General features: G+C 67.1%; 17 protein-coding genes. 5 read left to right on the top strand and 12 right to left on the bottom strand.

The window, feature by feature from the left end:
* Positions 1 to 149: 149 nt before the first annotated feature.
* The gene (locus ENSA5_RS15670) at positions 150 to 1,145 is read right to left on the bottom strand and encodes a CDP-alcohol phosphatidyltransferase family protein (protein WP_106392470.1); all 996 of its coding nucleotides are present in this window, start codon (positions 1,143 to 1,145) and stop codon (positions 150 to 152) included.
* Here ENSA5_RS15670 and truA point away from each other — a divergent pair.
* The 4 genes from truA to ENSA5_RS15650 all read left to right on the top strand — a co-directional run bounded on the left by truA (position 1,138) and on the right by ENSA5_RS15650 (position 6,314).
* A complete protein-coding gene (gene truA / locus ENSA5_RS15665) occupies positions 1,138 to 1,971 on the top strand; it encodes a tRNA pseudouridine(38-40) synthase TruA (RefSeq protein WP_181197789.1) in 834 nt (277 codons plus the stop codon). The two genes, ENSA5_RS15670 and truA, sit on opposite strands and share 8 nt — an antisense overlap.
* A gap of 5 nt (positions 1,972 to 1,976) precedes the next feature.
* A complete protein-coding gene (gene murJ, locus ENSA5_RS15660) occupies positions 1,977 to 3,605 on the top strand; it encodes a murein biosynthesis integral membrane protein MurJ (protein ID WP_181197788.1) in 1,629 nt (542 codons plus the stop codon).
* A gap of 113 nt (positions 3,606 to 3,718) precedes the next feature.
* Positions 3,719 to 3,994, top strand: coding sequence for a hypothetical protein (locus ENSA5_RS15655; protein WP_106392468.1), 276 nt, complete (start codon positions 3,719 to 3,721; stop codon positions 3,992 to 3,994).
* A gap of 148 nt (positions 3,995 to 4,142) precedes the next feature.
* Positions 4,143 to 6,314: a beta-propeller domain-containing protein gene (locus tag ENSA5_RS15650; protein WP_146155736.1), complete on the top strand. Its 2,172-nt coding sequence runs from the start codon at positions 4,143 to 4,145 to the stop codon at positions 6,312 to 6,314.
* A gap of 270 nt (positions 6,315 to 6,584) precedes the next feature.
* Here ENSA5_RS15650 and ENSA5_RS15645 read toward each other — a convergent pair whose 3' ends face one another.
* The 7 genes from ENSA5_RS15645 to ENSA5_RS15610 all read right to left on the bottom strand — a co-directional run bounded on the left by ENSA5_RS15645 (position 6,585) and on the right by ENSA5_RS15610 (position 15,120).
* Entirely contained in the window at positions 6,585 to 8,114 is a 1,530-nt protein-coding gene (locus ENSA5_RS15645; protein WP_106392467.1) for a type IV pilus twitching motility protein PilT, read from the bottom strand.
* Positions 8,115 to 8,288: 174 nt separating this feature from the next.
* Positions 8,289 to 8,738 carry a hypothetical protein gene (locus ENSA5_RS15640; protein ID WP_106392466.1) on the bottom strand — a complete coding sequence of 150 codons (450 nt, stop codon included), beginning with the start codon at positions 8,736 to 8,738 and terminating at the stop codon, positions 8,289 to 8,291.
* 75 nt (positions 8,739 to 8,813) lie between these two features.
* Positions 8,814 to 10,385, bottom strand: a complete 1,572-nt coding sequence (locus tag ENSA5_RS15635) for a prenyltransferase/squalene oxidase repeat-containing protein (RefSeq protein ID WP_146155734.1) — start codon at positions 10,383 to 10,385, stop codon at positions 8,814 to 8,816.
* Positions 10,386 to 10,391: 6 nt separating this feature from the next.
* Positions 10,392 to 11,123 carry an HAD family hydrolase gene (locus tag ENSA5_RS15625; protein WP_181197787.1) on the bottom strand — a complete coding sequence of 244 codons (732 nt, stop codon included), beginning with the start codon at positions 11,121 to 11,123 and terminating at the stop codon, positions 10,392 to 10,394.
* Positions 11,124 to 11,652: 529 nt separating this feature from the next.
* Complete coding sequence (locus ENSA5_RS15620; protein WP_106392462.1) at positions 11,653 to 13,017, bottom strand: pyridoxal phosphate-dependent decarboxylase family protein; 1,365 nt, start codon at positions 13,015 to 13,017, stop codon at positions 11,653 to 11,655.
* Positions 13,018 to 13,536: 519 nt separating this feature from the next.
* The gene (locus ENSA5_RS15615) at positions 13,537 to 13,797 is read right to left on the bottom strand and encodes an addiction module protein (protein WP_146155733.1); all 261 of its coding nucleotides are present in this window, start codon (positions 13,795 to 13,797) and stop codon (positions 13,537 to 13,539) included.
* A gap of 96 nt (positions 13,798 to 13,893) precedes the next feature.
* Complete coding sequence (locus tag ENSA5_RS15610; RefSeq protein WP_181197786.1) at positions 13,894 to 15,120, bottom strand: PDDEXK-like family protein; 1,227 nt, start codon at positions 15,118 to 15,120, stop codon at positions 13,894 to 13,896.
* 95 nt (positions 15,121 to 15,215) lie between these two features.
* Between ENSA5_RS15610 and ENSA5_RS36020 the strand changes: the two genes are divergently transcribed.
* Positions 15,216 to 15,503, top strand: a complete 288-nt coding sequence (locus ENSA5_RS36020) for a hypothetical protein (RefSeq protein WP_146155731.1) — start codon at positions 15,216 to 15,218, stop codon at positions 15,501 to 15,503.
* 807 nt (positions 15,504 to 16,310) lie between these two features.
* Here the strand turns inward: ENSA5_RS36020 and ENSA5_RS36015 are convergent.
* From ENSA5_RS36015 to drmA, 4 genes are all read right to left on the bottom strand, one after another.
* Entirely contained in the window at positions 16,311 to 17,567 is a 1,257-nt protein-coding gene (locus ENSA5_RS36015; RefSeq protein WP_146155730.1) for a hypothetical protein, read from the bottom strand.
* A gap of 10 nt (positions 17,568 to 17,577) precedes the next feature.
* On the bottom strand, positions 17,578 to 18,351 hold the full coding sequence (gene drmC, locus ENSA5_RS15600) for a DISARM system phospholipase D-like protein DrmC (protein WP_106392458.1): 774 nt from the start codon (positions 18,349 to 18,351) through the stop codon (positions 17,578 to 17,580).
* Positions 18,348 to 20,222 carry a DrmB family protein gene (gene drmB / locus ENSA5_RS15595; RefSeq protein WP_106392457.1) on the bottom strand — a complete coding sequence of 625 codons (1,875 nt, stop codon included), beginning with the start codon at positions 20,220 to 20,222 and terminating at the stop codon, positions 18,348 to 18,350. Before drmB ends, drmC begins: the two co-directional genes overlap by 4 nt.
* 5 nt (positions 20,223 to 20,227) lie before the next feature.
* A partial coding sequence (drmA, locus tag ENSA5_RS15590) for a DISARM system helicase DrmA (RefSeq protein WP_106392456.1) occupies positions 20,228 to 23,350 on the bottom strand: 3,123 nt, incomplete at its 5' end.

The following is a 23,350-nucleotide window of genomic DNA, read 5'->3' as shown; positions in this document are numbered from 1 at the left end:
GTGCAATGCCTCGCGCCGCCTCGCTTGGCCTTTTCGCCGAGGGCTTTGTCGCCAAAACTTGCAGTACGCCCGGTACAGCGGCGTTTTGGCTTCGCGCCCTCGGCGAACATTCCGGCGCGAGTCGACACGATGCATTGCACCCCGGGCTGCTAGGACTCCGCTCGCCCGACCCCGTGCTCGTCGGCCTCGAGCCCGAGCTCCTCGAGGACCTCGCGCTCGCTGTCGTCGGGCTCGTTGGCGCCCCGCTCCGCCCGCTCCTCGCGTCGCCTCCGACGATAAAACACGACCTCCTCGGCGAGCCCGAGGACTACGAACAAGCTCAACATTGCAATGAGCACCGCCGGGCCATTGATGCGCACAAAGGTCAGGACCGCGACCGCGATCACCAGCACGATCACGGCCACGCTGCGCTTGTTGAGGGTGAGGTCCTTGAATGAGCGAAACCGGACCCGGCTGATCATCAGGTAGCTCAGCACGATCACGAACACCGCGATCGCGGCGTGGTTGCTGATCTCGGTCACGCCGATTGCGTGATTGGCGAGGACCAGCGCGACGATCATGTTGGCGGCGATCGGGATCGGTAGACCGATGAACTGGGCCGGCTTCTGCTTGGCGCCTGCGGGCGCGGAGAGCTCGGCCCCGGGCTCGGCCTCGGCCTGCGCCTCGTCGGGCTCGGGGGTGGGCTTGGCCTGGGCCTCGCGCATCGCGAGCACGTTGAAGCGAGCGAGGCGCAGGGCGCCGCAGGCGGTGAACACGAAGGCCACGAACAGCCCGACGCGACCGAGCTCGAGCAGCCCCCAGCGGTAGACGAGGATCGCCGGGGCGACCCCGAAGGTGATGACATCGGCGAGGCTGTCGAGCTGGACGCCGAGGTCGGACTGGGTCTTGGTCAGCCGCGCGATGCGACCGTCGGCCCCGTCGAACAGCAGCCCGAGCACGATCGCCAGCGAGGCCTTGTAGAGCAGGTCGACGTCGCTCGCGCCCCCGTGCTCGCCGAGCCGAGCGGTGGTCACGATGCTGTAGAGCCCGCAGAACACGCTCGCGAGCGTGAACAGGTTGGGGAGGATGAAATAGGTCTTGCGGAAGTCCACGGCGGCCGGATTCAGGAATCTAGCAGCCTGGGGCATCATGCGCCCCATGGCCATGCTCTTGCGCCTCGCCTACGACGGCACCGACTTCCACGGCTTCGCTCGCCAGGTTGGCGTCCGGACCGTGCAGCGCGAGCTCGAGGCCGGGCTGGCGCGGCTCTACAAGCGGGAGATCAAGATCCGCGGCGCGAGTCGGACCGACGCCGGGGTCCACGCCCGCGGTCAGATCGTCGCCTTCGATCCGCCCTTCGAGATCCCCCCGCGTGGGGTCTTGCTCGGGCTCGCGGCGCAGCTGCCTCGGGACATGGTCGCGCTCGCGGCCTGGGCGGCCGAGGCGCCCGACGACCGGCCGCTCAACCCGCGCTTTCACACCCTCGGCAAGCTCTATCGCTACCGTCTCCGGATCACATCCCTGCGCGATCCTCTGAGTGAGCGCTACGAGTGGCACCTGCCGCGGCCGCTCGAGCTCGCGCGCATGCGTGACGCCGCGCCCGCGCTCGTCGGCGAGCACGACTTCAGGGCGTTTCGGTCCGCGGACTGTCAGGCCCGGACCACGGTCCGGCGCGTGCGGGCGATCGAGCTCCGGGTTCGGACGCTGGCCGAGCTCGATCCCCTCGCCCACGACGCCGGGCGGATCGACGACCCCGACGAGCCCGCGGTGATCGAGATCGATGTCCGCGGCGACGCCTTCTTGAAGAACATGGTCCGGATCCTCGCGGGCACGCTGGTCGCGATCGGGCGCGGGCAATTTGGCGCCGAGCGCATCGCCGAGCTCCTGCGTGACGGCGATCGGGCCCGCGCAGGCCTGACCGCCCCGGCCCAGGGCCTGACCCTGGTCGAGGTCCTGTGGCCGGCCGCGCTCGGCGGCAGGCGAGAGGCGTAGCGCTCGTGGCCGAGACCCTGCGCAGCTCTGGCAAGCTCTCGATCGCCGTCGCGGCGTCGCGGGTGCTCGGGCTCGTGCGCGAGGTCCTGTTCGCTCACCTGTTCGGGGTCGGGGCGATCGCCGACGCCTACCAGGTCGCCTTTCGGATCCCCAACCTCCTGCGCGACCTGTTCGCCGAGGGGGCTCTGTCGAGCGCGTTCGTGCCGACTTTTTTGGCCGAGATCGTCAGCAAGGGCGAGGGGCGGGGCGAGGGCGAGGGCGAGCGCGCGGCCTACCACCTCGGCAACCTGATCTTCGCCGGGGTCCTGCTCACGACCGGGACCCTCAGCGTGCTCGGCGTCGTGTTCGCCGAGGAGCTCGTGGGCTTGATCGCCAACGACTTCGCGGGCGGCGAGCTGAGCCCGGCCGCGGCGGCCGAGAAGCTGCGCCTGGCCACGCTGTTGACCCGCCTGATGATGCCGCTGCTGACCGTGATCAGCGTGAGCGCGGTCTGGATGGGCATGCTCAACGCCCAGAAGCACTTCACGGCTCCGGCCTGGGCGCCCGCGAGCTTCAACGTTGCGAGCATCCTGACCGGGGCCACACTGTTGATCCTCGACCCCGCCGACGCGACCGGGATCGTGATCTGGAGCGCGGGCACCCTCGGCGCCGGGCTCGTCCAGGCCTGCGTGCAGCTGCCCGCGCTGTGGCGCCTCGGCTACCGGCCGATCCCCCGCCTGCGCGGGCTCGCGTCGCACCCCGGCGTGCGCCGGGTCTTGTGGCTGATGGCGCCCGCGGTCGTCGGGCTCGCGGCGGTGCAGATCAACATCTTCGTCAACACCCGCTTCGCCGCCTCGCTCGGCGACGGACCGATCGCCCAGCTGAGCTACGCCTTTCGGATCTTCTACCTGCCGATCGGCGTGTTCTCGGTCGCGCTGGCCACGGTCACGACCACGCGGGTCAGCGAAGACGCGGCCAACAACGATCTCCGCGCGCTCGCGGCCAGCGCGGGCGAGGGCGTCAGCGCGGTGTGGATGTTGATGAGCGCGAGCACGGTCGGCCTGATCGTGCTCGCCGAGCCGATCGTCCGGGTGCTGTACTTCTCGTTTTCCGACGCCGAGGCGAAGGCGACGGCGACGGTCCTGGCCGCCTACGTGATCGGGCTGCTGCCCTACGGGCTGGTCAAGATCCTCGCGCCAGCCTTCTACAGCGTCGACCGCCCGCGGATCCCCTTGCTCGCCTCCTTCGCCGCGGTCGCCGTCAACATCGTGTTCAACGCGGCGACCTACCGCGTGCTCGGGGCGCCGGGGCTGGCCCTCGGCACCGCGCTCGGGGCCCTCGCCAACATCTTGGTCTTGCGCACGAGCTTCGCCCGCGTGATCGGCTCGCTGCCGGGGGTCGGGCTCGCCCAGCTCGGGGCCTTGGCGCTCGCCAACGCGGCGCTCGGGGCCGCGGTGTTCGGGGCGTGGTTTGGGGTCGAGCTGGGGATCGCGCGCGTGGGCTTTGCGTGGCCGCTGCGCGTGGTCGGGCTTGGGCTTGTGGTCCCCGCGGGGTTCTTTGCGTATGTCGGGATCCTCCGCGCGCTCGGATACCCGGGCGCGAGCTTGTTGTGGGGGCTGCCTGGGAAGATCTTGGGCCGGCTGCGACAGCCCTGAACAGGGGCTGGGAGGCCTGCCGGGGGGATGCGAATTTTCGCAATGGTGGCGTGTGCTTGGCACGCATCCCACCGCGCCCTGGTGCCGATCCAGTCGACCGCGAAGCCCGGCGCTTGGGGCATGTCAGCGGGGTCCGGCTCGCGCTCGATCGCCTGGTCGCGTGGTCGTCGGCCCGCGCCTGCGGCCTGCCCCCCCCCGGGCGCCTGGTCGTCGGCAGCGTCGTCGACCTGAGCCACTGCTGGGTCGAGTTCCCCTCGCTCGGCATCGGCACCGACCCCGTCGCGCGTCTGCTGTGGCACAACCTTGGCCGCCCCGTCGAGCTGCACGCCTGGCTGCGGGTTCGACCGCCGACTCGCCGAGGACGCATGCAGGTCGAGCACGGCCACTGAGACCCAGGTGAGACCGAATGAAGATCGAGCGCAACCGGGCTGCTAGAGCCAGAGCGATCACGAGCGCGACATTTCCTTCATATCCACGACTTCAGCCCGCGCAACTTTTGCGGTTTGCCGTGTGCGCGATAAGCAGCATCTTGTGCGCATGAATTTTACTGGCCTGCTCCCTAAATTCCTGGCGACGCCCCTTGTCATCCTCACTGTCGCCGCGGTCACTGGCTGCGGCACCACCGAGCCCGAGCCCGAGCCCCTCGAGCCCCGGGCGCTCTACGGCTTCGACAGCTGCAACGCGATGCTGGCCTACACCCAGGCCCACGCCCTCGAGATGCTCGACACCGCCAACGGCGAGTACGGCTTCGAGATCTTCGACCTCGGTGGTTTCGGTGGGACTGACCTGGCTGGTGAAGATAGCGGTGACGGTGAACCCGGCACCAATGGCCCGGCCCACTCCGAGACCAACGTCCAGGAGGCGGGCGTCGACGAGCCCGACCTGGTCAAGACCGACGGGGAGCGAATCCTCGCCCTCGCCCAGGGCCAGCTCCACTTCGTCGATGCCTCCGGGTTGGTCCCCGAGCTGCTTGGGTCGCTCGATCTGCCGGCCGGCTGGGATCCCCAGCTCTTCCTCAACGGCGACAAGGCCCTGGTGATGCTGCGCAGCGACCAGTGGGAGTCCGAGCTCGTCGAGATGCCCGAGCTGTGGCAGGGCGAGTACAGCTGGGTCCCGCTCACCCAGCTCATCGAGGTCGATCTCTCCGATCCAGGCGCCATGCAGATCACTCGGACCCTGACCGTGGGCGCCGACATGATCAGCGCGCGCATGGTCGACGACAGCGTCCGCGTGGTCCTGCGCTCGTGGCCCGTCGGCCTCGAGCTCAAGTCCTGGTACGAGTTCTATGATGGCGATGGCGAGGGCGAGAGCGAGCCAGGCAACCCGACGGCGGAGCCCGAGCCCGGCGAGCCGCCGCCCCCAGACGAGCCCGACACTGGCGATCCGGAGCCCGAGCCCGAGCCCGACCCCTTTCGTGCCGGCGAGCTCACCGAAGAAGAAGAAGCCAAGGCCGCGGCCAAGGCCCACAACGAGGCGGTCCTCGCCTCGACCTCCCCCGAGAACTGGCTGCCCCAGTACGTCCTCGACGTGGACGGCGAGGTCAGCATGGGCCTGCTCTACGACTGCTCCGACGCCATGCGGCCGGGGCTGGCATCGGGACTCGGCGTAGTCTCGGTCCTGACGATCTCGCTCGAGAATGACTTGGCCGTCGAGGATGGCACCGGCGTGTTCTCGACTGGCGAGACGGTCTACGCCTCCCAGGACAACCTCTACGTCGCGACCCACCCCTGGTACGGCGAGCTGTTCGCGGGTGGCGGTGACGCCGTCGTCGAAGAGGTGCCCAACCAGGGCGAGGGCGCGGGTGGCGAAGGCGACCCCAACGGCTTTCGTGCCAGCGAGGAGCCCGAGTTCACCAGCTACGTGCACAAGTTCGACACCAGCGATCCCACGAGCAGCGAGTACGTGGCCTCCGGTGAGGTTCGGGGCCTGCTGCTGAACCAGTTCGCGATGTCCGAGCACGAAGGTCAGCTGCGCGTCGCGTCGACCGACGGCTTCGCCTGGGACGAGCAGAACCCGAGCGAGAGCTTCGTCACCGTGCTCCACGAGGAGGACGGCGAGCTGGTGCTCACCGGCCAAGTCGGTGGGCTCGGAGCGGGCGAGCGCGTCTACGCGGTCCGCTTCGTCGGCGAGGTCGCCTACGTCGTCACCTTCCGCGAGACCGACCCGCTGTACACCGTCGACCTGTCCGATCCCACGGCCCCCGCGGTCCTCGGCGAGCTACACATCAACGGTTACTCCGCCTACCTGCACCCGATCGACGACACCCACCTCATCGGCATCGGCCAAGACGCAACCGATGGGGGACAGACCCTGGGCACCCAGGTCTCGATCTTCGACGTCAGCGACCTCGCCGCCCCGGTACGCACGCACCAGTACACCCTCGCCGAGGGGTACTCCGAGGCCGAGTACGATCACCACGCCTTCTTGTATTGGCAGCCCGAGAGCCTCGCCGTCTTCCCCATGACGGTGTGGAGCTGGGAAGAGCAGATCGACGAGGTCTTCACTGGGGTGATGGCCCTGCGCGTCGACCCTGACACCGGCATCGAGGAGCTCGCGGCGATCGGGCACCCGGCGCCCATGGATGAGTACTGGGCCGCGCAGCCGCGGCGCTCGATCGTCATCGAGGACTCGCTCTACACGGTGTCCGAGCTGGGCCTGAAGGCCTCGAGCCTCGACGACTTCAGCGACCTCGCCTGGATCACCTTCTAGACCGAAATCAAGCGCTGAATTCAAAGTGAGCGGAGGGGGCTGCTAGCAGCCCGGGGTGCAATGCCTCGCGCCGCCTCGCTTGGCCTTTTCGCCGATGGCTTTGTCGCCAAAACTTGCAGTACGCCCGGTACAGCGGCGTTTTGGCTTCGCGCCCTCGGCGAAGATTCCGGCGCGAGGCGACACGATGCATTGCACCCCGGGCTGCTAGCGCGGCGAACAGTGGCTTTGCGCTTCCGCTGACTCTCTTGGGCGGATGCACGTGACGAGCGATCAACGCTTGCGCAGGTGCTCGTCGAACAGGCGGGGATCGTGGGCGGTCCGCCGCGCGACCTCCTCGGACAGCCTCCGCTCGCGGACCAGCCGCGCGAGGGTGAGTTCGAGGGGGATCATGCCGTCGCTTCGCCCCTTTTGGATCTCGCTGCGCAGCTGGTGCCCTCGGCCATCGCGGATCTTGGCGGCGACCGGGGTGTTGACCCTCATCAGCTCGTAGGCAGCGACGCGGCGGGGCGCGTGGATCCCCGGGATTAGGCTCTGGGTGACGACGGCGCGGAGCGAGGCGGCGAGCTGCTCGCGGACCTGGGTCTGTCGGTGCTCGGGGAACACGTCGATGATCCGGTTGACGGCCGAGCTCGCGTCGGAGCAGTGGAGCGTCGAGAGCACGAGGTGCCCGGTCTCGGCGGCCGTCAGCGCGGCGGCGACGGTCTCGCGATCGCGCATCTCCCCGACCAGGATCATGTCGGGGCACTCGCGCAGGGCCGCCCGCAGCCCGGCGCTGAAGCTGTCTACGTGGACCCCGAGCTCGCGCTGGTGGACGAGGGCGCGACCCGGCGGGTAGACGTACTCGATCGGATCCTCGATGGTGATGATGTGCTTGGGCTGGGTCTGGTTGACGCGCTCGAGCAGCGCGACGAGGGTCGTCGACTTGCCCGATCCGGTCGGGCCGGTCATGAGCACGAGGCCGTGGCGAAAGGCGGTGAGGGCGTGGAGCTCGGCGCCGAGCCCGAGCTCTTCGAGGGTCGGGAGCTCACGGCGGATCGGGCGAAAGGCCGCCGCGAGGCCGCCGATCTGGCGAAACAAATTGACGCGAAAGCGCGGCGCGTTGGGCCCGGAGCCGAGCTCGATCGCAAAGTCGGCGCTGCCGCTGGCCGCGAGCGCGGGCGCGATGCGAGGCCACTGCACGCCGAAGTAGGCGCGGAGCTGATCGCTGCTGACCTCGGCGCCGCCGATCTCGACCAGGTCGCCGCCGATCCGCAGGTGCGGGCTGCGGCCATGCGAGATCAGCACGTCGGAGGCGCGCTCGAGCAGGCCGCGCTCGAGCAGGCCGTCGATGGTCGGATCGCCGCCCACGCTCGTGGAGGTCGCGAGCTCGTCGAGCGTCGGAGGAGGGGAGGCGGCCGGGGTCGCAAGGACCGCGCGGGGCTCGAGCTTCACGCTTGGCGCCAAGGTGAGGCGGGGAGGCTCGACCGCCGCGCTCGCGGTCTCGGCCCTGATCGCCGGCGCGCGGTTCGAACGGAACACCAGCTGGTAGCTCGATCCCGCGGGTTTGACCGCAACCGCAAACTCGAGCCCGCTCCCGGTCTCGTGCTGCGTCTCGAGCGAGCCCTCGCGCTCGAGCACGGCCCTGTCCGCGTCGTTCGTGAACTCGGCGAGGATCTCCGCGAGCATCTCTGGGCCGAGCCCGGGCATCGAGAGCGCTCGTCGCTCGCCCGCGCGGGAGAGCACCGGGGGGCTCGACGGCTGAAGGATCAGGGTGTCGGCACCTTGGGATTGCAGCATCTCGAGCAGGCCGTCGACGATCATGGCCAAGCTTGATGCATGGCGCGTGCCGCTAAAATGCCGCGTCGGTGATCACGGCCGACCGAGGCTCGTGACGACCTGGCGCGGCCAGCCTCGCTCAGCTCGCCGAGTCGTCTTCGCCACCCGCGCGCGCAGCCGCACACAAAGGGCCCCGTGACCGCCCGCTGAGCCCGCGCTTCACTGGCGATGGAGCAGCTCGCGCCGTCGCTTCTTGCGGGCCTGGGCCTCGGCGAGGACCTCGTCGCGGAGCCGGTTGAGGGTCTGCTTGACCCCGTCCTTGCGATCGCCGAGGGCGAGCTTGTCCAGCGCCCGGTCGATGTCCTTCCACGGGAAGGACTGGGCGTTGGCGCCCAGCCACGAGACGGCCGTGACCACTCCGCGCACGAGCATGTCGTCGGTGATGATCGCTACGGTGACCTTGGTGCGGCGTATCGCGGCCGCGGCCTGCTTGCGCTGTGTCGCCGTGACCTCGAGGACCCCGAGGCTCGCGCCGATGTAGTGGGTGTAGTCACCGGCTTCAAACTCCGCCATGAAGCTGGCCCAAGCCTCATCGTTGAGGTTGCCCGCCGTGTTGACCGCGACCATCAGGCCGCCGTCCTTGATCCATTTGAAGACGCTCTCCGCCACGTGCTGCCGGTCTTTCGTCCGGGGGAGTTTGCCAGACAATGCGCGCGCGCGTCGTCATCAGATCGTCTGTTTTGATCACTTTCGAGGATGGGTCGAGATCACATGGTTGAGCGCAATTAGAGCAAAATTGTCGGCGAGCACCGGCACGTCGTACGCGATCGGCCGTGGACCTGAACCATCAGGTTTTGATAGGTATCCGCCATTACCTTGTTGCTGCTGGATGAAGTAGTCGACCCCGCGCCCGATCGTAAACTCGGCGTCGAAGTGGCTGAGCGTGATTAGCGCATACGCGCTGCTGATCGCGTCGCTCTCGTCGCCGATCACGTGGCCCCATCCGCCGTCGTTGTTCTGAGACAAGCGCAGGTAGGACATCGCGCGGCGCTCGGCCGTGACCCGCTCGGCCTCGGACATGCCCTCGCGCAGGGCCTGGATCGCGAGCAGCGCGCGGAAGATCGCGTTGGAGTGGGCGCAGCTCCAGCTGCGTTCGAAGGTTCCGTCGGGCGCCTGGTTGTCGAGGATGTACTTGATGCCGCGGCGCAGCACCTCGGGGTAGCGCTGCTTGCTGGGCGCGAGCGCGTTGAGGGCGGCGGCGGTCATCGCGACCTCCGAGCTGCTGCCGGTGACAAAGGTGGGGAAGCCGCCGTCGGGGCTCTGCATCCCGAGCAGGTAGTGCTCGGCTCGGGAGATCGCGTGGCGATAGCGGCGCGGATCGAGCGAGCGGAGAAACTCGACGCAGTAGGAGGTGTCGTCGATGTCGGTCTGGCGCACGCCGATCGCGTAGCCCCAGCCGCCGTCGGGCTGCTGATGGCGGACGAGGAAGTCACCCGCCGGGTAGAGCGACGCGGCCTCGCAGCCGGCCCCGACGAGGCCGAGCCCGGCCGTCGATGTCGCGAAGACCTCCATGCTGGTGATGAACGCGAAGCCGCCGTCGGGCCGCTGGTGCTCGAGCAGGTGGTCGACGCGTCGGACGACCTCCCCCGCGTGCTTGGGGATCTGGCTCAGGGCCAGCAGCGCGACGAGGTGGCCGAGCAGGTACTGCTCCCAGGTGCCGTTGGGATCTGGCTCGGTCGTCTCGAGCAGCGCGCGGAGGTCGGCGTCGCGGACTCGCTCGGGCTGGCCGCGGCCGACGAAGTACAGGACCTCGAGCGCGCGCATCAACATCATGACCCAGCGCTGGTGCTTGGGGCCCGTGGCGAAGTCCCGCTCGGACAGGCCGAGCGCGAGGTCCTCACCGCTGACGGCCTCGAGCACGACGTTGAAGAAGATCCGCTTGCGCCGCGAGGTGAAGTGCTCGAAGCCGTCGAGGTAGGCGTTGACGGCCTCGGGCAGGGTGACCTGCGCGGACCACCCCAAGACGCTGGCGGTCAGGGCGTGGTGGAAAGGATCGAGGCGCTGCTCGAACCACTGCGACTGGAGGTAGCCGACGATGCGCTCGCGCGCGACCGGGTGGACGTCGAGGCGCTGCATCAGACACAGGGCCAGGACCGACTCGAGCACGCGGCTCTCACACTCGCCGCGGATCGCTCCTTCGGCGTTGATGCTGTGCAGGACCCGCTCGGCGAGGCGATCGCGAGCGTCGAGGACGGGTCGGGCGAGGACGGGACGGGCGGGGACGGCCCGGACACAGACAAGTGATGAAGTAAGCATGGCGAGTTAAATGGGGCGGTTGGACGGGGACAGGGAGCTCAGGAGCGCGCGGGTGCGCGCGACGACGTCGTCGCGGGTCGCCGTGGCCCAGCCGCGCTCGCTGGCGAGGGCCGCGAGCTCGGGTCCAGGCTCGAAGGCCAGGGCAAGTCCGACGCGCTCGAACAGGGCGGCGTCGGTGATCGAGTCGCCGAGCGCGAAGCAACGCTCGACACACAGCTCGCGGCCGCGCGTGGCGGCTGCGAAGATCTTGGCCTTCTCGCCGGGCACGCCCGACGACAGGGCGACGGTCCCGGTGTAGCGACCCTCTTCGCGGCCGAACACGGCGCCGTGGGCCGCCGCGATCTCGAACTCGTCGGCGACCGGCCTGACGATCTCGATCGGGCTGCCCGAGATCAGCATGAGCTCGAAGCCGTGGGCGCGGAGGGTCGAGATCAGCTCGGGCACGAACGCGAACAGCTCGGCGCGGCGCTCGGCCCAGACCTCGCGGGCGAGCTGCTCGACGGTCGAGACCTCGCGGCCCGCGAGCGCGCGGGCGTAGGCCGAGTAGGCCCGGGCGGCCATCGTCGAAAACTCGACCTGGCCGCCTCGGTGTTCGCTCAGGACCTCGAGGACCGCGTCGACCGGCTTCGGGTCACAGACCCCGGCCTCGAGGAGCGCACCCAGAAGCTCGATTCCGAGCGCCCCCGGTTTGAGGGTCCCGTCGACGTCGAGAATCGCGATATCTAAATGTGCGCTCATTACGCGTATCTCGAAGGAAGTGCGGAAAATGCGTGCAGTCGTGATCCCATTCGTCATACTGGCAAGCTGGTGGGGCAGCTTGGGCCAGTGCTGAAGATGAGCCGAGGGTGCGTGAACCGCGGACGATCACCGAAGACGTAGAAATGGCCTTGAACGGCTGAATTTGACCGTCTCGAGGCCGCGGCTTGATATCACATCGGTGGTTTTCGTCTATCCTGGCGCCGAGGTTGGGCTCTGTAGTCAACATCAGTGGTGTGGCATTTTCGGTCGAAATCGAGCACAGTGATGTTCTTAAGAACAGTTAACTTATCACCAGGGGTGTAGCTAAAGTATCTAGATAGAAGGGGCCTGCTTCTCATGGCAATGCGTGTCGCTTTGGCTCCTACATGTAGTTTCACGGGCGCGCTCGGAGCGTGATCTCGAGGTGCGCAATGTGGGACATGACCATTCACGCCATGACCAGACCCGTGATGGTTATGTAGCGAACCTCACGCCGAAAATCTCAGCGCGCAGGCCTGGCTGTGAGCGGTCAAGCGTCTCGGAGCTCGATACCGACCGCGACCAAGTTGGTCACGAACTCGTCGAGCACGGCCTCGGTCTGGGCGGGATTGATGAGCACCAGGCGGACCGTCGAGCGCTCGCCGACCTGGCCATGCCCGACGACGGCGAGACCCCGGGCGTTGAGCTGGGCGCACAGCTCCTCGCTCGACACGCCGGCCATCTCGAAGCACACGTTGAGGCTCTCGGGCGTGTGGCGCATGCACAGCTCGGGGTGCTGGTCGATCCGCGCGACGACGTGGTCGCGCAGCTCGAGCAGCCGCTGGAGGCGCGCGCGATAGCCCGCGTCACCGTGGCGTTGCCAGGCCGCCCACAGCTTGAGCGGGTCGTTGCGGCGGCCGCACTGGATCGAGCGGAGGCCGGGATTGACCTCCGGCCCGTGGGTCTGGAACAGGTAGTCGGCGTCCTCGCCGAGGTGGCGCTCGAGGGCCCCGCGCTCGCGCAGGAGCAGCGCCGAGCAGGTCAGGGGGACGCCCATCATCTTGTGCGCGTCCCAGGTCAGCGAGTCGCAGCGCTCGAGCCCGGCGAACAGCTGCTGCCCGCGCTCGTGGAGCAGCAGCGAGCCGCCGAAGGCGCCGTCGACGTGGATCCAGATCCCGTGCTCGTGGGCGATGTCGGCGAGGGCCTCGATCGGATCGAAGGCGCCCATGACCGTGGTCCCCGCGGTCGCGTTGATCATCACGGGCCGGACGCCGCGCTCGAGGTCGGCGCGGAGCTGGTCCGCGAGCGCCTCGGGTCGCATCCGGCCCTGCTCGTCGACCTCGATCCTGCGCACCGCCTGGCGCCCGAGCCCGAGGATCGAGGCCGCCTTGGGCATCGAGTAGTGGGCCGCGCTCGAGGTGTAGAGCGCCCACTGTCGGGCCTCGCCCCCGCGGGCCTGGGCCTCGTTGCGGGCGATCGCCACGGCGAGCAGGTTCGAGAGCGAGCCGCCGGTCGTGAAGGTGCCCTCGCCCGCGCGAAAGCCCGCGACGCCGAGCATGTGGTCGAGCAGGGCGTTCTCGACCAGGACCATCGGGCCCGCGGCCTTGTAGGTGTACATCGAGACGTTGAGGTGCGCGGCGAGCATCTCGGCGGCCGTGGCCGCGGGGTCGCGCCCACTAAACAGCTGGTTGAAGAAGCGCGGCGTCGTCGTCAGGGGCGTGCGCAGGGCCAGCTCGCGCAAGGTCGCGAGGACCTCGCTGAGGGGGCGGCCGTCGTCGGAGATCGCGGGGACCAGCGCGGCCGCCTCGGCCAGCGGCAGCGGCGGGCGGACGGGGGTCTCAGCCTCGGACGCCGCGAGCTCGGGCAGCAGCGTGGCGAGGAATTCGAGGGCCTCGAGGTAGCTCGGATCCGTCATGCCGGCGCTGTCTACCACTATCCGTCTATCCGTGAAGCCCGGGGACGCGGAGGGTCGCTAGAGACTGCTAGCAGCCCGTGGTGCAATGCCTCGCGCCGCCTCGCTTGGCCTTTTCGCCGAGGGCTTTGTCGCCAAAATTCGCAGTACGCCCGGTACAGCGGCGTTTTGGCTTCGCGCCCTCGGCGAACATTCCGGCGCGAGGCGACACGATGCATTGCACCACGGGCTGCTAGGGTCTGTGACGGGGTGCGAAGAAGCGTAACGATGGCGCGGGATTGGCACGTGTCCCGTTGGAATTGCCTGGGGTTCTCGTGCCGTTTGGTGCCGTGGGGGTCCGTGTCCGCCGCATGCGCGGCTTGAGCTCTGTCCACGCGAGCGGGTTCGCGGCGATTCGAGCGAAGGTGTGATCGAGTTCCTGCGCGAAGCGAAGCCCGACATCGATCCCTCCCTCTTCGAGGTGCCAAGCCGTCGCCTCCATGGCCTCCGCCCTCGCTCGGGGCGACAAGTCCACGCGCATGCTCAACCAGTGGCTTGCTGCGCGCGGGCGCGCTCAACCATGTCGAAGATCTCGCGACGAACGTCCTGCCACGGCACGGCTGTGGTTCGTCCTGCCCGTAGCTCTTCGCGCCGTCGCTCCGCCTCCGTGATCCAGGCCGCTTCGATCTCCTCGAGCGAGGACCCGTCGCCAACGCTGTCCTTGAGCACAGAGGCGAGCGCAGCACGCTCCGCGTCGGGGAGTTGCATCGCAGCTTCGAAGATACGCCTGGCTTCGTCGCTCACGCCCGACAGTGTGGCGCAACCTTGGGGAGAGGCCGCTCGCGGCCGGGCGATGCGCTGGCAGGTCCAGAGCGGGAGCGTAGCCGAGTTTCGGTCGAGTCAGCTCTCGTCTTCACCGTCCTCATCAGCCTCATCAGCCTCATCAGCTTCAGCGGTGTTGATGCTCCCCCCACACAGCTCGAGGGCGCCTGCGTCGGCCAGCACCTCGAGCTTCCCGAACCACCAACCGACGAGTTCGTCTTGGGTGCTCAGCTTTGCCAGTGCGAGGCTGACGCCACGAGCCTCCATCGGACCAGCGTCGACCAGTCCGAAGGTCGGCTCGGCGATGGTGTCGAGGACCGCCCAGACCTTCTTGCGCGTTTGGACGTGAGACTTTCGGGTCTTGATCATCACGAATGCCTCGGGACCCTCGCTTGTGGCGCGGACGCCAAGTTGAAGTCGAGGCCCGACCCGGTAACCGCCGATGACGAAGCCCGAGCCACGGCGGAAGGTCGTTGCGACCAGGTTGAGGATCTTCTGCTCCTTGTTGGGGAAGCCTTTCGGCCACAGGGCCGACTGTCCTCCCTGCTTCGCCTTGGCGAGCCTTCGACTGAGCTCGGCCATGGCCCGCGCGACCTTGCGCAGCACGACCCGTGCCGGGTCGACCATGGCAAACTCGTGAACGGTCAACCCCTCGTCATAGATATCGGCCACCTGCTTCTCCTCCAAGAACACCCGTAGATCGAGCCAGTGTGAGTGGGCGTCGGCGGGGATCATCGCGCGTACCTGTTGCCAACGAAGGTTGTCTCGGGCTGGCCCCTCGGGGGTGCAGCTCAACACCAACAGGCGCCATGGCTCGCCACCGTGCACGCGCTCGAGTTCTTTGGCGTACGACTCGAGCTGCCCGGTGCGGAGCCCAGTTCCGACCTTGACCTCGATCCACACCGCAGCCCGCTTGCCACCAGCGAGCCTGAGGGTGAGCTGGAGGTCGACGAGCTTTCCAGTCTCGGTCGGCCCCTGCGTCGAGACGCGGAGCTCCTCGACCTGGGCGGCCGTGACTTGCGCCGGCAGCATCTCGGCGCACTCGAGTAGGTCGAGAAAGGGCCCCGGCTGCGAGACGATCGCCGAAGCCAACGCCTCGGTACAGAAGTTCTCCAGCTGGGAGCGCTTGCCCGACTGCCAGCGGAACAAGGCAGACAGATGACCGCCTCGCTCGTCGAGCGTTCTTGGGATTCGAGGGCTGAGCTCCCCCGACACAGCTCCAGTCATCTCGGTATCATAAGCCAAGATGATCGTGCTCGATACCCAAACGTCGGCCATCAACCTCGTCAACTCGGGGGTCGACACCCGGGCGCCCGAAACTCGGGTCTCCGGGGGCTCTGTGGCTCGTCTTCGCTCTGGTCGCCCTGCCCGTGACCGTCGTACCATCGTCACCGGTCTCCATGCCCAAGCCCAAGAAACGCAGCGCGCTCGGCAGCTCCAAGAAGGCCGGCTTCGCGGCGATCCTCGGCGAGCTCAACCGCGCCGAACCCAACGACATCTGCCGCGTGCACGATCTCGGCGAGCACGAGGGCTGGCTGTACTCGACGCTGGAGCTGTGCGACACAAACCAACACGCCTGGCGCCCGAGAAGCCGTGGCAGAACGTGCTCGATCGGCTCATCGAGGCGGGCCGCGGTCTGGAGGCCATCCACGCCGAGGGTCTGGAGCCCCGGCTGGAGGACCGCATGAGCCTCACCGAACTACTCGAGCTACTTGTCGCGGAGCGGCCCGAGGGGCTTGCTCGGTGTAAGGTGACGGTGAAGGCATCTTGCAGACGCACGGAGCATGTGGCAGCGCCCAGCTCCGCAGCTCGAGGCTCTGGGCCCCGACCTCGGCACGACGCTGCTGAGCCTCGGCCAGAGCGTGCTCGCGCTCGAGCGCCCAGGCCCGACCTCCTCAGGCTGCCGAAGCGACGGTGTCCGGCGACCAGTTCTGCGGCAGCAGCTCAGCCAGCGCTCCTGCGGCCACCCATCGGCGATCCGCGTCAAGACGTCACACAGGCAGGCCCACGGCTCGACGCCGTTGACGACAATGTGATGTCCATCGGTAGAGGAGGCTGAGCGCGAGCGGCTAGCCCTTGATCAAGCGCTGCGGGCTGAGCGGCGGCGAGTGGCGCAGGGCAGACGCAGGTCACCGTCGGCGGGCGTCGGTGCTCCCCGCGGACCTCGTGTCGTGCGACTCAAACCTCCTTCTTGGGTGAGGGATCAAAAGCTACAAGGGTCCCAAGGGCTGATCTCGGCAGGTCGGTAGACCCTGCTAGGGTCTCCAGCGGGGTGCGAAGAACGTGAATGATGGCGCGGACTTGGCACGCATCCCGTTGGAATTGTTTGGGTTTCTCGTCCCGTCTGGTGCCCTGGAGTTCCGGGGGACGGAGGCTGTTGGCGCAGACTCACAGCACACCCACAGCACCAAGACCCAACAGAGGTGCAGGCGAGTTCAACTCCAAGTAGGCGGCTCGAGCAGCTGGCGCCACCTGCTCTTGACGGCTAGCCGTACTTACTCGGTTGGCTCGTCCCGCGTTGGAAGGTCCCACTCCGTCGCTATTGCTCGCGCAATTATCTCCTGATCTTCCTCCTCGAAGTCACCAACATCTTCGACCATCAGACCACCATCACTTGTGGCTTGAGACCCCTCACCGGCCAGCCACCGGGCTTCGGATGTCATCAGGCCATCCAATTCACGATCTAGTAACATCTCCCAAACTTGCTGCGATAGGCCGAGGAAGAAGAAGTCGAAGCTACGGCTCTCAAGTGTGCGCAGGACGTCTGCCCGTGTGAGGTTCTCGCGCACCCAATCTGAAACTAGAGGACTGTAAAAACGTCCTATGTACGTATCCTGGTGATGGGTAAACTTCGGCAGGTTTCGGCTTGCCGCCAGAGCCTTGTCCCGTAGGCGCGCGAGTTCTGGTTCGGGTGCATTGTCGAGGACTGCGAGAAGGAACGCACGGCTTTCCCACATCCCAATCCGCCCCATTAGTCCAACGTAGTGGCTGATTATGATCTTTTGAAGCTCACTGTCTCCGACATGTGAGGCGCTCGTGTTTTCTGGATCTCCAACAATAAGGCGGGTCAATCGAGGCCCGTAGGATAGGTAGACTGCCACTACACTCGAAAATGGGCGGGGGTAGTAAGTCCTAAACCCTTTGCTCTTCTTGACAGCGACAGATTTTTTCCGCTGGAGTTGAGCTCGGTCTCGTTTGTGTATGCTGGCCCACGAATCCCGACTCCGGCATTCGAGGGCAAGACGATGGCCCTTGCCCGTCACCGCCGCCGTAGCTAGAGCTCCTCCGCCCGGCTCAACAAGGAAGTCCGGGCGAGCTGCATTGCTTCGATAAAAGTAGAAACGGTTGGCCGAAATGCTCAGGCGCTCCTCAAGCAAGAGAATCGCAACTCCTTCCGCGATGAGTTCCCCCACCCTCCGGGGGTGCTCAGAAGAATACGTCCGAGTTCCGACTTCGTCATCGAGCGTGGACTTGCAAGTCCAGAAAGTCTGAGCTTCCCAGCGGAGCATGTGAAGCCAGTCAGCCACGATTTTTGCTGGAGGGCTGTTCTTGCCGACTTCATCATCTGTAATGTAAAGGTGTCGAACAGCGCGCTTGAGGGCATCGTCAACGCAGAATGTAAAAGTCGAGGGCGAGAGGAGACTCTTGTATTCTTGGGCGATCGGAAGTTCGGTATCCTCGGTCACATTCACGGTGAGCGGGGTAAGGAAATCAGAGTACTTGTCGAGTACTATCCTCCTGGGACTTGACATGGTTACCTTATCAGGGTTGTGGACTCCACCGTAACACTAGGTTCGCCGCAATCAGGCCCAGCCACTGACGCTCGAGGTGCTTGGCAAAGGTCGAGTCGTGGAGCAACACGCCGGTCTCGAAATTCCTCTCCTGAGCCCGCCGGGTCCAGTTCGCGCTGGACACGAAGGCACGCTGACCGTCAACGGCTACACACTTGGAGTGCAAGCTGCTCCAGGGCGGCCCAGGCCGCAGCGCACGTCGATCGCAGTAGGCCTCGGGATAGGGCGCGCCGAACTTCCAGTTCTTGTCCATGAACTCCTGCAGCTCAGCCTGACCGTAGGCATCGGGATCGGCGACGGCGTGTTCGAGTTGGTCGACCTGCACGAAGAAGGTCGCCTTCACACCGCGTCGCTTCATCGACGTGTAGAGCGGCCCCAACACAGCCGGAGCATTGTAGAAGCTGTAGCCCGCGAGCACGATGCGATCCTGAGCGCCCTCGAACAGCGTCCGCAAGACAACTGCGGTGTCCCGTGCGGTGGGGTTGCTGCCCTCAGGCCCGGTCCACACGAGCTCCGGGGCTGGCCGCTCGAGCTTCTCTCGTTCAGCCAGGACCGCGTCCACAATCGACAGACACGCCTCGCGGGAGTGGCCCCCCAACGCAGCCGTGAGCGCGTCCAGCTGCTCTCGCACCCCAAACGCGACCAGCTCAGAACGTGTCAGCGGTGCGCGAAGTCGGCCGATCTCGAGCCCCGTGCGCAGCCGTTCGAGGCTGGCGTTGCTGACGGCGGTCAGACCCCCACTCATGGTCGCTCCCGGAAAAACGCGAGCGCGGGGTCGTTGCCGATCGTCGGGACCACGAGCGCGCGGTCGAGGTAGCGGTTGAAGCGCTCGCAGGAACACTCGGCGACATACAGGCACCCATGACAAGCAGCTCCTTCGAGGCGCCTATCGCTGGCCTCGGCGGCCGGGTCGTGGGCAGCGCAGACAGGATCGTTGGAGCACAGGCGCCCAAGCTCCCATGCTTGTCGCAGATGATGTCGCAGTCGGCGTCCCTCCTCGACCAGTCCACCCAGCGTGCCCTCGGAGCCCGTGGTCCCGGTCGTCAGGAGCACTCCGGCCATCCCCTTGTCCTCGTCGTCGACCGCTGGTGCACAATAAATCCTCTCCCGGATCGAGCTCGCAGCGTAGCCGCACTCGAGACTGACCGCGGTGAGCAGGAGGTGGGACAGGGAGTGCAACAGGTAAAAGCGCGCGCCCGGAAAATCGTCTCCACGACCATCGGCCTCGAAGGCTCGCAACAAGAGTTCGGTCCGCTCTTTGACTTCGTCTCGTTGCTCCCAGTCGATGACCGCGTCGAGATCCAGCTCGAAGAACACCCCCTCACCGCGGACCTCGGCCGCGGGCAGCCACTTCTCGTTTCCGGTGGGCAGGGTCAAGACAGCTGGATGCACCGAGTAGCGTCCATAGTCGTACTCGCCCTGGAGGTTGGCGCTCACCGAGTCAAACCTGCTGAACGACACCTGCACCCGGATCTCACGGTACTCAGGGACAATCACGAGCCGCTGAGCTCCGGCCGGTAGATCAGCACGCTCCGGTGGGATCTCGAAGGCGGCGAATTCGGCGCCCTCGTCAGCCAGTAGCCCAGGTCGTTCGGTAGGGGCATTCGTCAGGCGCTCGTACTCCGCCGATCGAAGCGGTCGCTCTGACGCGGTCGTCCCCGCCCCACGCTCCTTCTCGAGTGCCGCGAACACCTTCTCCATGCTGTGTCCCTCGATCGCGCTGGCGATACGTGGAATCCCGGCGAAGGACTGAACCTGCTCGATGCTGGTCGCGTGCTGAAGGATGTCCCAGATATCCTTTTGCCGCAGTCGAAGCGTCAGTGGATCGGGGTCGGGCTCCGGCAGACGCACCGCGCTGACGACCTGGGCGAAATAGGCGTTGGAAGCCGTGCGCACGAGGAGCTTGAGCTTGAGCCTACAGGGCTCGTTGGCGGCCCGCCCACCGAGCCAGGGCCGGTCACCAGAGCACTCGAAGGGGAGGACCGTCGCCTGGCTCAGCGGTCGTCGGCTGTCGCAGTTGCGGCACTCCACGATGATGCGCGCCACGTCGCCAGTGGCCCCCTCGATCAAGTAGAGCTCAGGCCGATCACAGATCCCCTCTTCGTGGGCAAAAGAGGCCCAGGGAAAGTCGCTGAGGTGCCCGCGCTTGCACGCGGCTACGAAGCGAACGGGCACGGCGTGGGCGGTCTTGTTGCGCGAGCATTGGTGGCGATAGCGGCCCGACTTTTGCTCGAAGCCCTCGGCCGCCCGCGCCAGGCGTCGGCAGCCCTGGCAGACGAACCAACGGGGAAACTCCAGCGCCCGCACCCCGACGCGCGGCGAGGCATCCATGTGGTCGCACTCGGGGGCCATGCGGAAGTAGCCCGAGGGCGCCAGGTCGAGGTTGGGATCGAGGGCCTTGAGTCGGGGGATCAGCGAGCGCCGCAGCCGAGCGTCGTCGAGTGCGTCAAAGCCATCCCTGCCGTAGCCCCAGTGCTCGAGGCCGCCGATCACTACCGAACGATTGACGAGGTCGACCATGGCGCCGGGTCCGTAGGTCGTGATCATCTGGCTCTGGCGGATCTGGCCGTCGGCCCGCTTGGGGGCGCTGCCCTTGGTCTTCTTGTAGCGAGCCATCAGTATCAGCGCCTCTCGTCCAGTTGAGCGAAGCGAATCCAGATGTGGGTGTTGGGCTCGACGTCACGCATCGAGGTGGGCGCCATGAAGCGCCGCTCATCGAGATCGTCGGGGGGATCATCGGTGGCGGTGAACATCACGGAGGTCCCCTCGTCCCTCGCGCGATCCATCACGCTGTAGGTTCGGTTGACTGTCGCCGTGTTGGCCCGTTCGACGACGCGCTCCCATGCGTCCAGGAAGTGCTTGCCGCGCGCGCGCAGCTCATCCCGGATCCGCTTCTCTGCGTCGTCGTCGTACCACTCGCGGTGCTTGCGGCCGCGGGTCACGAGCGCCTCGAGGATCTTGTCGGCCCTAGACCGGTTGTCGTGCAGGTGCATCATTCCGGTTGGCCCGGCCATCTCGAGGATGCCGTGGCGGATCATCGACAAGAGCGTACCGACCATCCCGCGCTGGAGGGTCTGGATCGAGAAGGGGGTCACGCTGGTCGCCTCGACCTCGCGGTAGAAGCTCTCGTGGTAGGCGACGAAGCGCTCGTAGTGGGAGCGATCGCGTGGGCGTGAGGCGTTGAGGCAGGTGACGACCAGGCCGGGGTAGTTGCGCCCGACGCGGCTGGTGGCCTGGATGTACTCGCTGGAGGTCTTGGGTTGGCCGGTGACCACCATGAGACCGAGGCGGTCGACGTCGAGGCCAACGGAGATCATGTTGGACGCGAGCACGACGTCGAGGGGCTCGCCTCCCCGCTCCTTGTTGGTGTTGGGGTCGGCCCGGCGAGCGCCGAGCCGTTGCTTGGTCTCCTTGATCCGATCGGTCGACTCCCGCGAGGTTAGCTCCGCAGGTAGGGTGAGCTTGCGGTTGGCAGCCCACGGGTGTGGACCCACGAAGTAGTGGGGGCGCTTGGCGTAGCCTCCGTCCGCGAAGTCGGCGACGCGGGTCCTGACCTCGTCCTCTACGAGGCGGCGCATGCCGCCGAGCTCGCGCAGCGAGTTGAAGTAGCCAACCAGGGTCATGTAGGGGTCGGCGGGCTGGTCGAGCGCGCCCTTGGGGTCGAAGTGCTTCTGTGCGGCGGCGAGGAGCGTGGCGTAGGTGCGCACGGAGACCGCACGCAAGGCCCGGCCAGGCGCGGCGACGCCGATGTACATGCGGCCCGGGTCTTTGTCGTTGATCGTCGAGAAGAAGTTGTTGCCGTCGTTGATCCCACGCGGCGGGAAGATCGCCATCTCTCGCTGAAACAGAGCACGGATCTGCTCGCGTGCCCGTCGCACCGTCGCGGTCGAGCAGACGACTTTGGGCACGCGCGTCTCCCCATCGATCTTTCGCGCGCACAGATAGTCGATCGCGGTCTCGTAGAGCCCGACCATGGTACCGAGGGGGCCCGAGATGAGGTGCAACTCATCCTGAATGATCAGCTCGGGTGGATAGAGGCCCTGCGTCAGCGGTCGGGCGCCCTTGGGCGGATCGTGCATCACCCCGTAGGCGCGGCCGTCGTCGAGGTGTGAGGCACGTCCAAACAACATGCCCGCGTCGCCCCGCCAGGGCATCATTGCGAACTTGTCGACGGTAGCGACGAGGAAGTCTGGGAGCTCCTTGTAGATCTGCTCGTCGACGAACAGGACAGGCAGCCCCTGGCCTGGCCGCTTGCGCTCGGTGTACAGGCAGTCGCGGTCGTCGCAGTAGACGACGGCCCGAATGTACTTGGTCTTGCTCGGCTTGCCCTTGGCGTCGACGAGCTTGATGTTGTGGATCTTGATGTCCGCGCCGCACCAGGGGCAGGTGGGCAGCGGGAAGGGCGAGTCGGTCCGACCAGGGGTGAAGTCGTGGAGGGTCTGGTGGACCTCCTTGAGCCGATTGGCCGTCGCGCTCTTGCCGACCCACAGCCCGACCGAGAAGCGAGTGTTGCCCAGCAGCTTGGGCTTGCGGCGGCGAAGCTCCTCGAGCGCGCACATCAAGGTGGCCGCGCGGCCGAGTTGGTCGAGAGTCAGCAACCGCAGCGTGTAGCGCAAGATGACAGCGACGCCGCGCCCCTCATCGGGGCGAGCCTTGCCGCGTATCCGTCGCAAGATCAGCGTGTAGGCGATCAGGCCCAGGTAGGCCTCGGTCTTGCCACCTCCGGTGGGGAAGTAGATGAGGTCGGCTACGCGGCGGTCTTTGTCGGCGGGGTCGGCGACGGAGGCGAGGTTGATGAGCACGAAGGCGAGCTGGAAGGGGCGCCACTTGGGCTTCTTGCCCTTGGTGTAGCGCTTGTCCTCTCGCCACTTGTCGGCCTGGAGCGCCTGGATGTGCATGGCGCGGTTGGCGATCTGAAACGACTCGCGCACCTCATCGTCGGTGGCCAACAGCTGGATGCCCTCGCGCATCCGGTCTCGAACCCGGTCGGCCTCGCCCATCAGCCCATCGCGGGTCTGCTCGAGCTCGTCACGGTCGAGCTGTGCGCGGCGCTGCTTCTCGATCCACCCTTCGTAGGCCTCTACCAGCGGTGAGAGGGCCCTGCCCAGGCCGACGCCGTCCAGCTGCGCGAGGCGTTCCATCTCGGTCACGATGCCGGGCACGGCCTCGTGCTTGACGTCGCGGACCTCGTGGCGAGGGAGCTGGGTGGTCCGCAGCTCTCGGACCTCTCCGTCGTCGTCGGGTTTGGGTGCTTCGACGCTGGTGTTGTGGCCGACGGCCCATTCGAAGCGGTCGCGGAACATGAGGGCGAGCACGCGCTGGTCGCTGTCGTCGGCGCTCTCGCCTCGCCGGTTGGGGCGGGCCAGGAAGCCGGCGGCGTAGCGCATGGTCAGCTTGACCTGGAAGATGAAGTTGAGGTCGCGGTCGCGCTCGAGGGGGCGGCGCTCGTTGACCAAAAACAGGCTGAGTACGCGGGCGCCGTCAGGGAGGCCGTCGATGTCCGTGCTTCGCAGCTCGCCTCGCAGGCGCAGCGAGGTGCTGTCGGGCCAGCGGATGCCCTCGCGGCTGGAGAGCACCTTGGGGTCGAGGGGGACCTTGACCGGGTAGGGGCCGCGGGGACCCCGTCGCCAGGCGGTCTTGGCTCGCTTGTCGGTGTCCTCGGCGATCTCTTCCTTGACGTAGTCCGCGTAGCTGATCAGGACCTCGACGTGGTCGAGTTCGCCGTCGGGGGGCGGGGGCGGGAG

Source organism: Enhygromyxa salina (assembly GCF_002994615.1).
In the GTDB taxonomy this organism is placed as follows: Bacteria; Myxococcota_A; Polyangia; order Nannocystales; family Nannocystaceae; genus Plesiocystis; species Plesiocystis salina_A.
Note: the sequence above shows the minus strand (reverse complement) of the source record. Positions and strands in the feature narration are given on the sequence as shown.

Coding starts and splice junctions, on each gene's coding strand:
- truA (WP_181197789.1), top strand. CDS start 1,138: ATGGCCATGCTCTTGCGCCTCGCCTACGACGGCACCGACTTCCACGGC.
- ENSA5_RS15670 (WP_106392470.1), bottom strand. CDS start 1,145: ATGGCCATGGGGCGCATGATGCCCCAGGCTGCTAGATTCCTGAATCCG.
- ENSA5_RS15650 (WP_146155736.1), top strand. CDS start 4,143: ATGAATTTTACTGGCCTGCTCCCTAAATTCCTGGCGACGCCCCTTGTC.
- ENSA5_RS15645 (WP_106392467.1), bottom strand. CDS start 8,114: ATGATCGTCGACGGCCTGCTCGAGATGCTGCAATCCCAAGGTGCCGAC.
- ENSA5_RS15635 (WP_146155734.1), bottom strand. CDS start 10,385: ATGCTTACTTCATCACTTGTCTGTGTCCGGGCCGTCCCCGCCCGTCCC.
- ENSA5_RS15625 (WP_181197787.1), bottom strand. CDS start 11,123: ATGAGCGCACATTTAGATATCGCGATTCTCGACGTCGACGGGACCCTC.
- ENSA5_RS15620 (WP_106392462.1), bottom strand. CDS start 13,017: ATGACGGATCCGAGCTACCTCGAGGCCCTCGAATTCCTCGCCACGCTG.
- ENSA5_RS36020 (WP_146155731.1), top strand. CDS start 15,216: ATGCCCAAGCCCAAGAAACGCAGCGCGCTCGGCAGCTCCAAGAAGGCC.
- ENSA5_RS36015 (WP_146155730.1), bottom strand. CDS start 17,567: ATGTCAAGTCCCAGGAGGATAGTACTCGACAAGTACTCTGATTTCCTT.
- drmC (WP_106392458.1), bottom strand. CDS start 18,351: ATGAGTGGGGGTCTGACCGCCGTCAGCAACGCCAGCCTCGAACGGCTG.
- drmB (WP_106392457.1), bottom strand. CDS start 20,222: ATGGCTCGCTACAAGAAGACCAAGGGCAGCGCCCCCAAGCGGGCCGAC.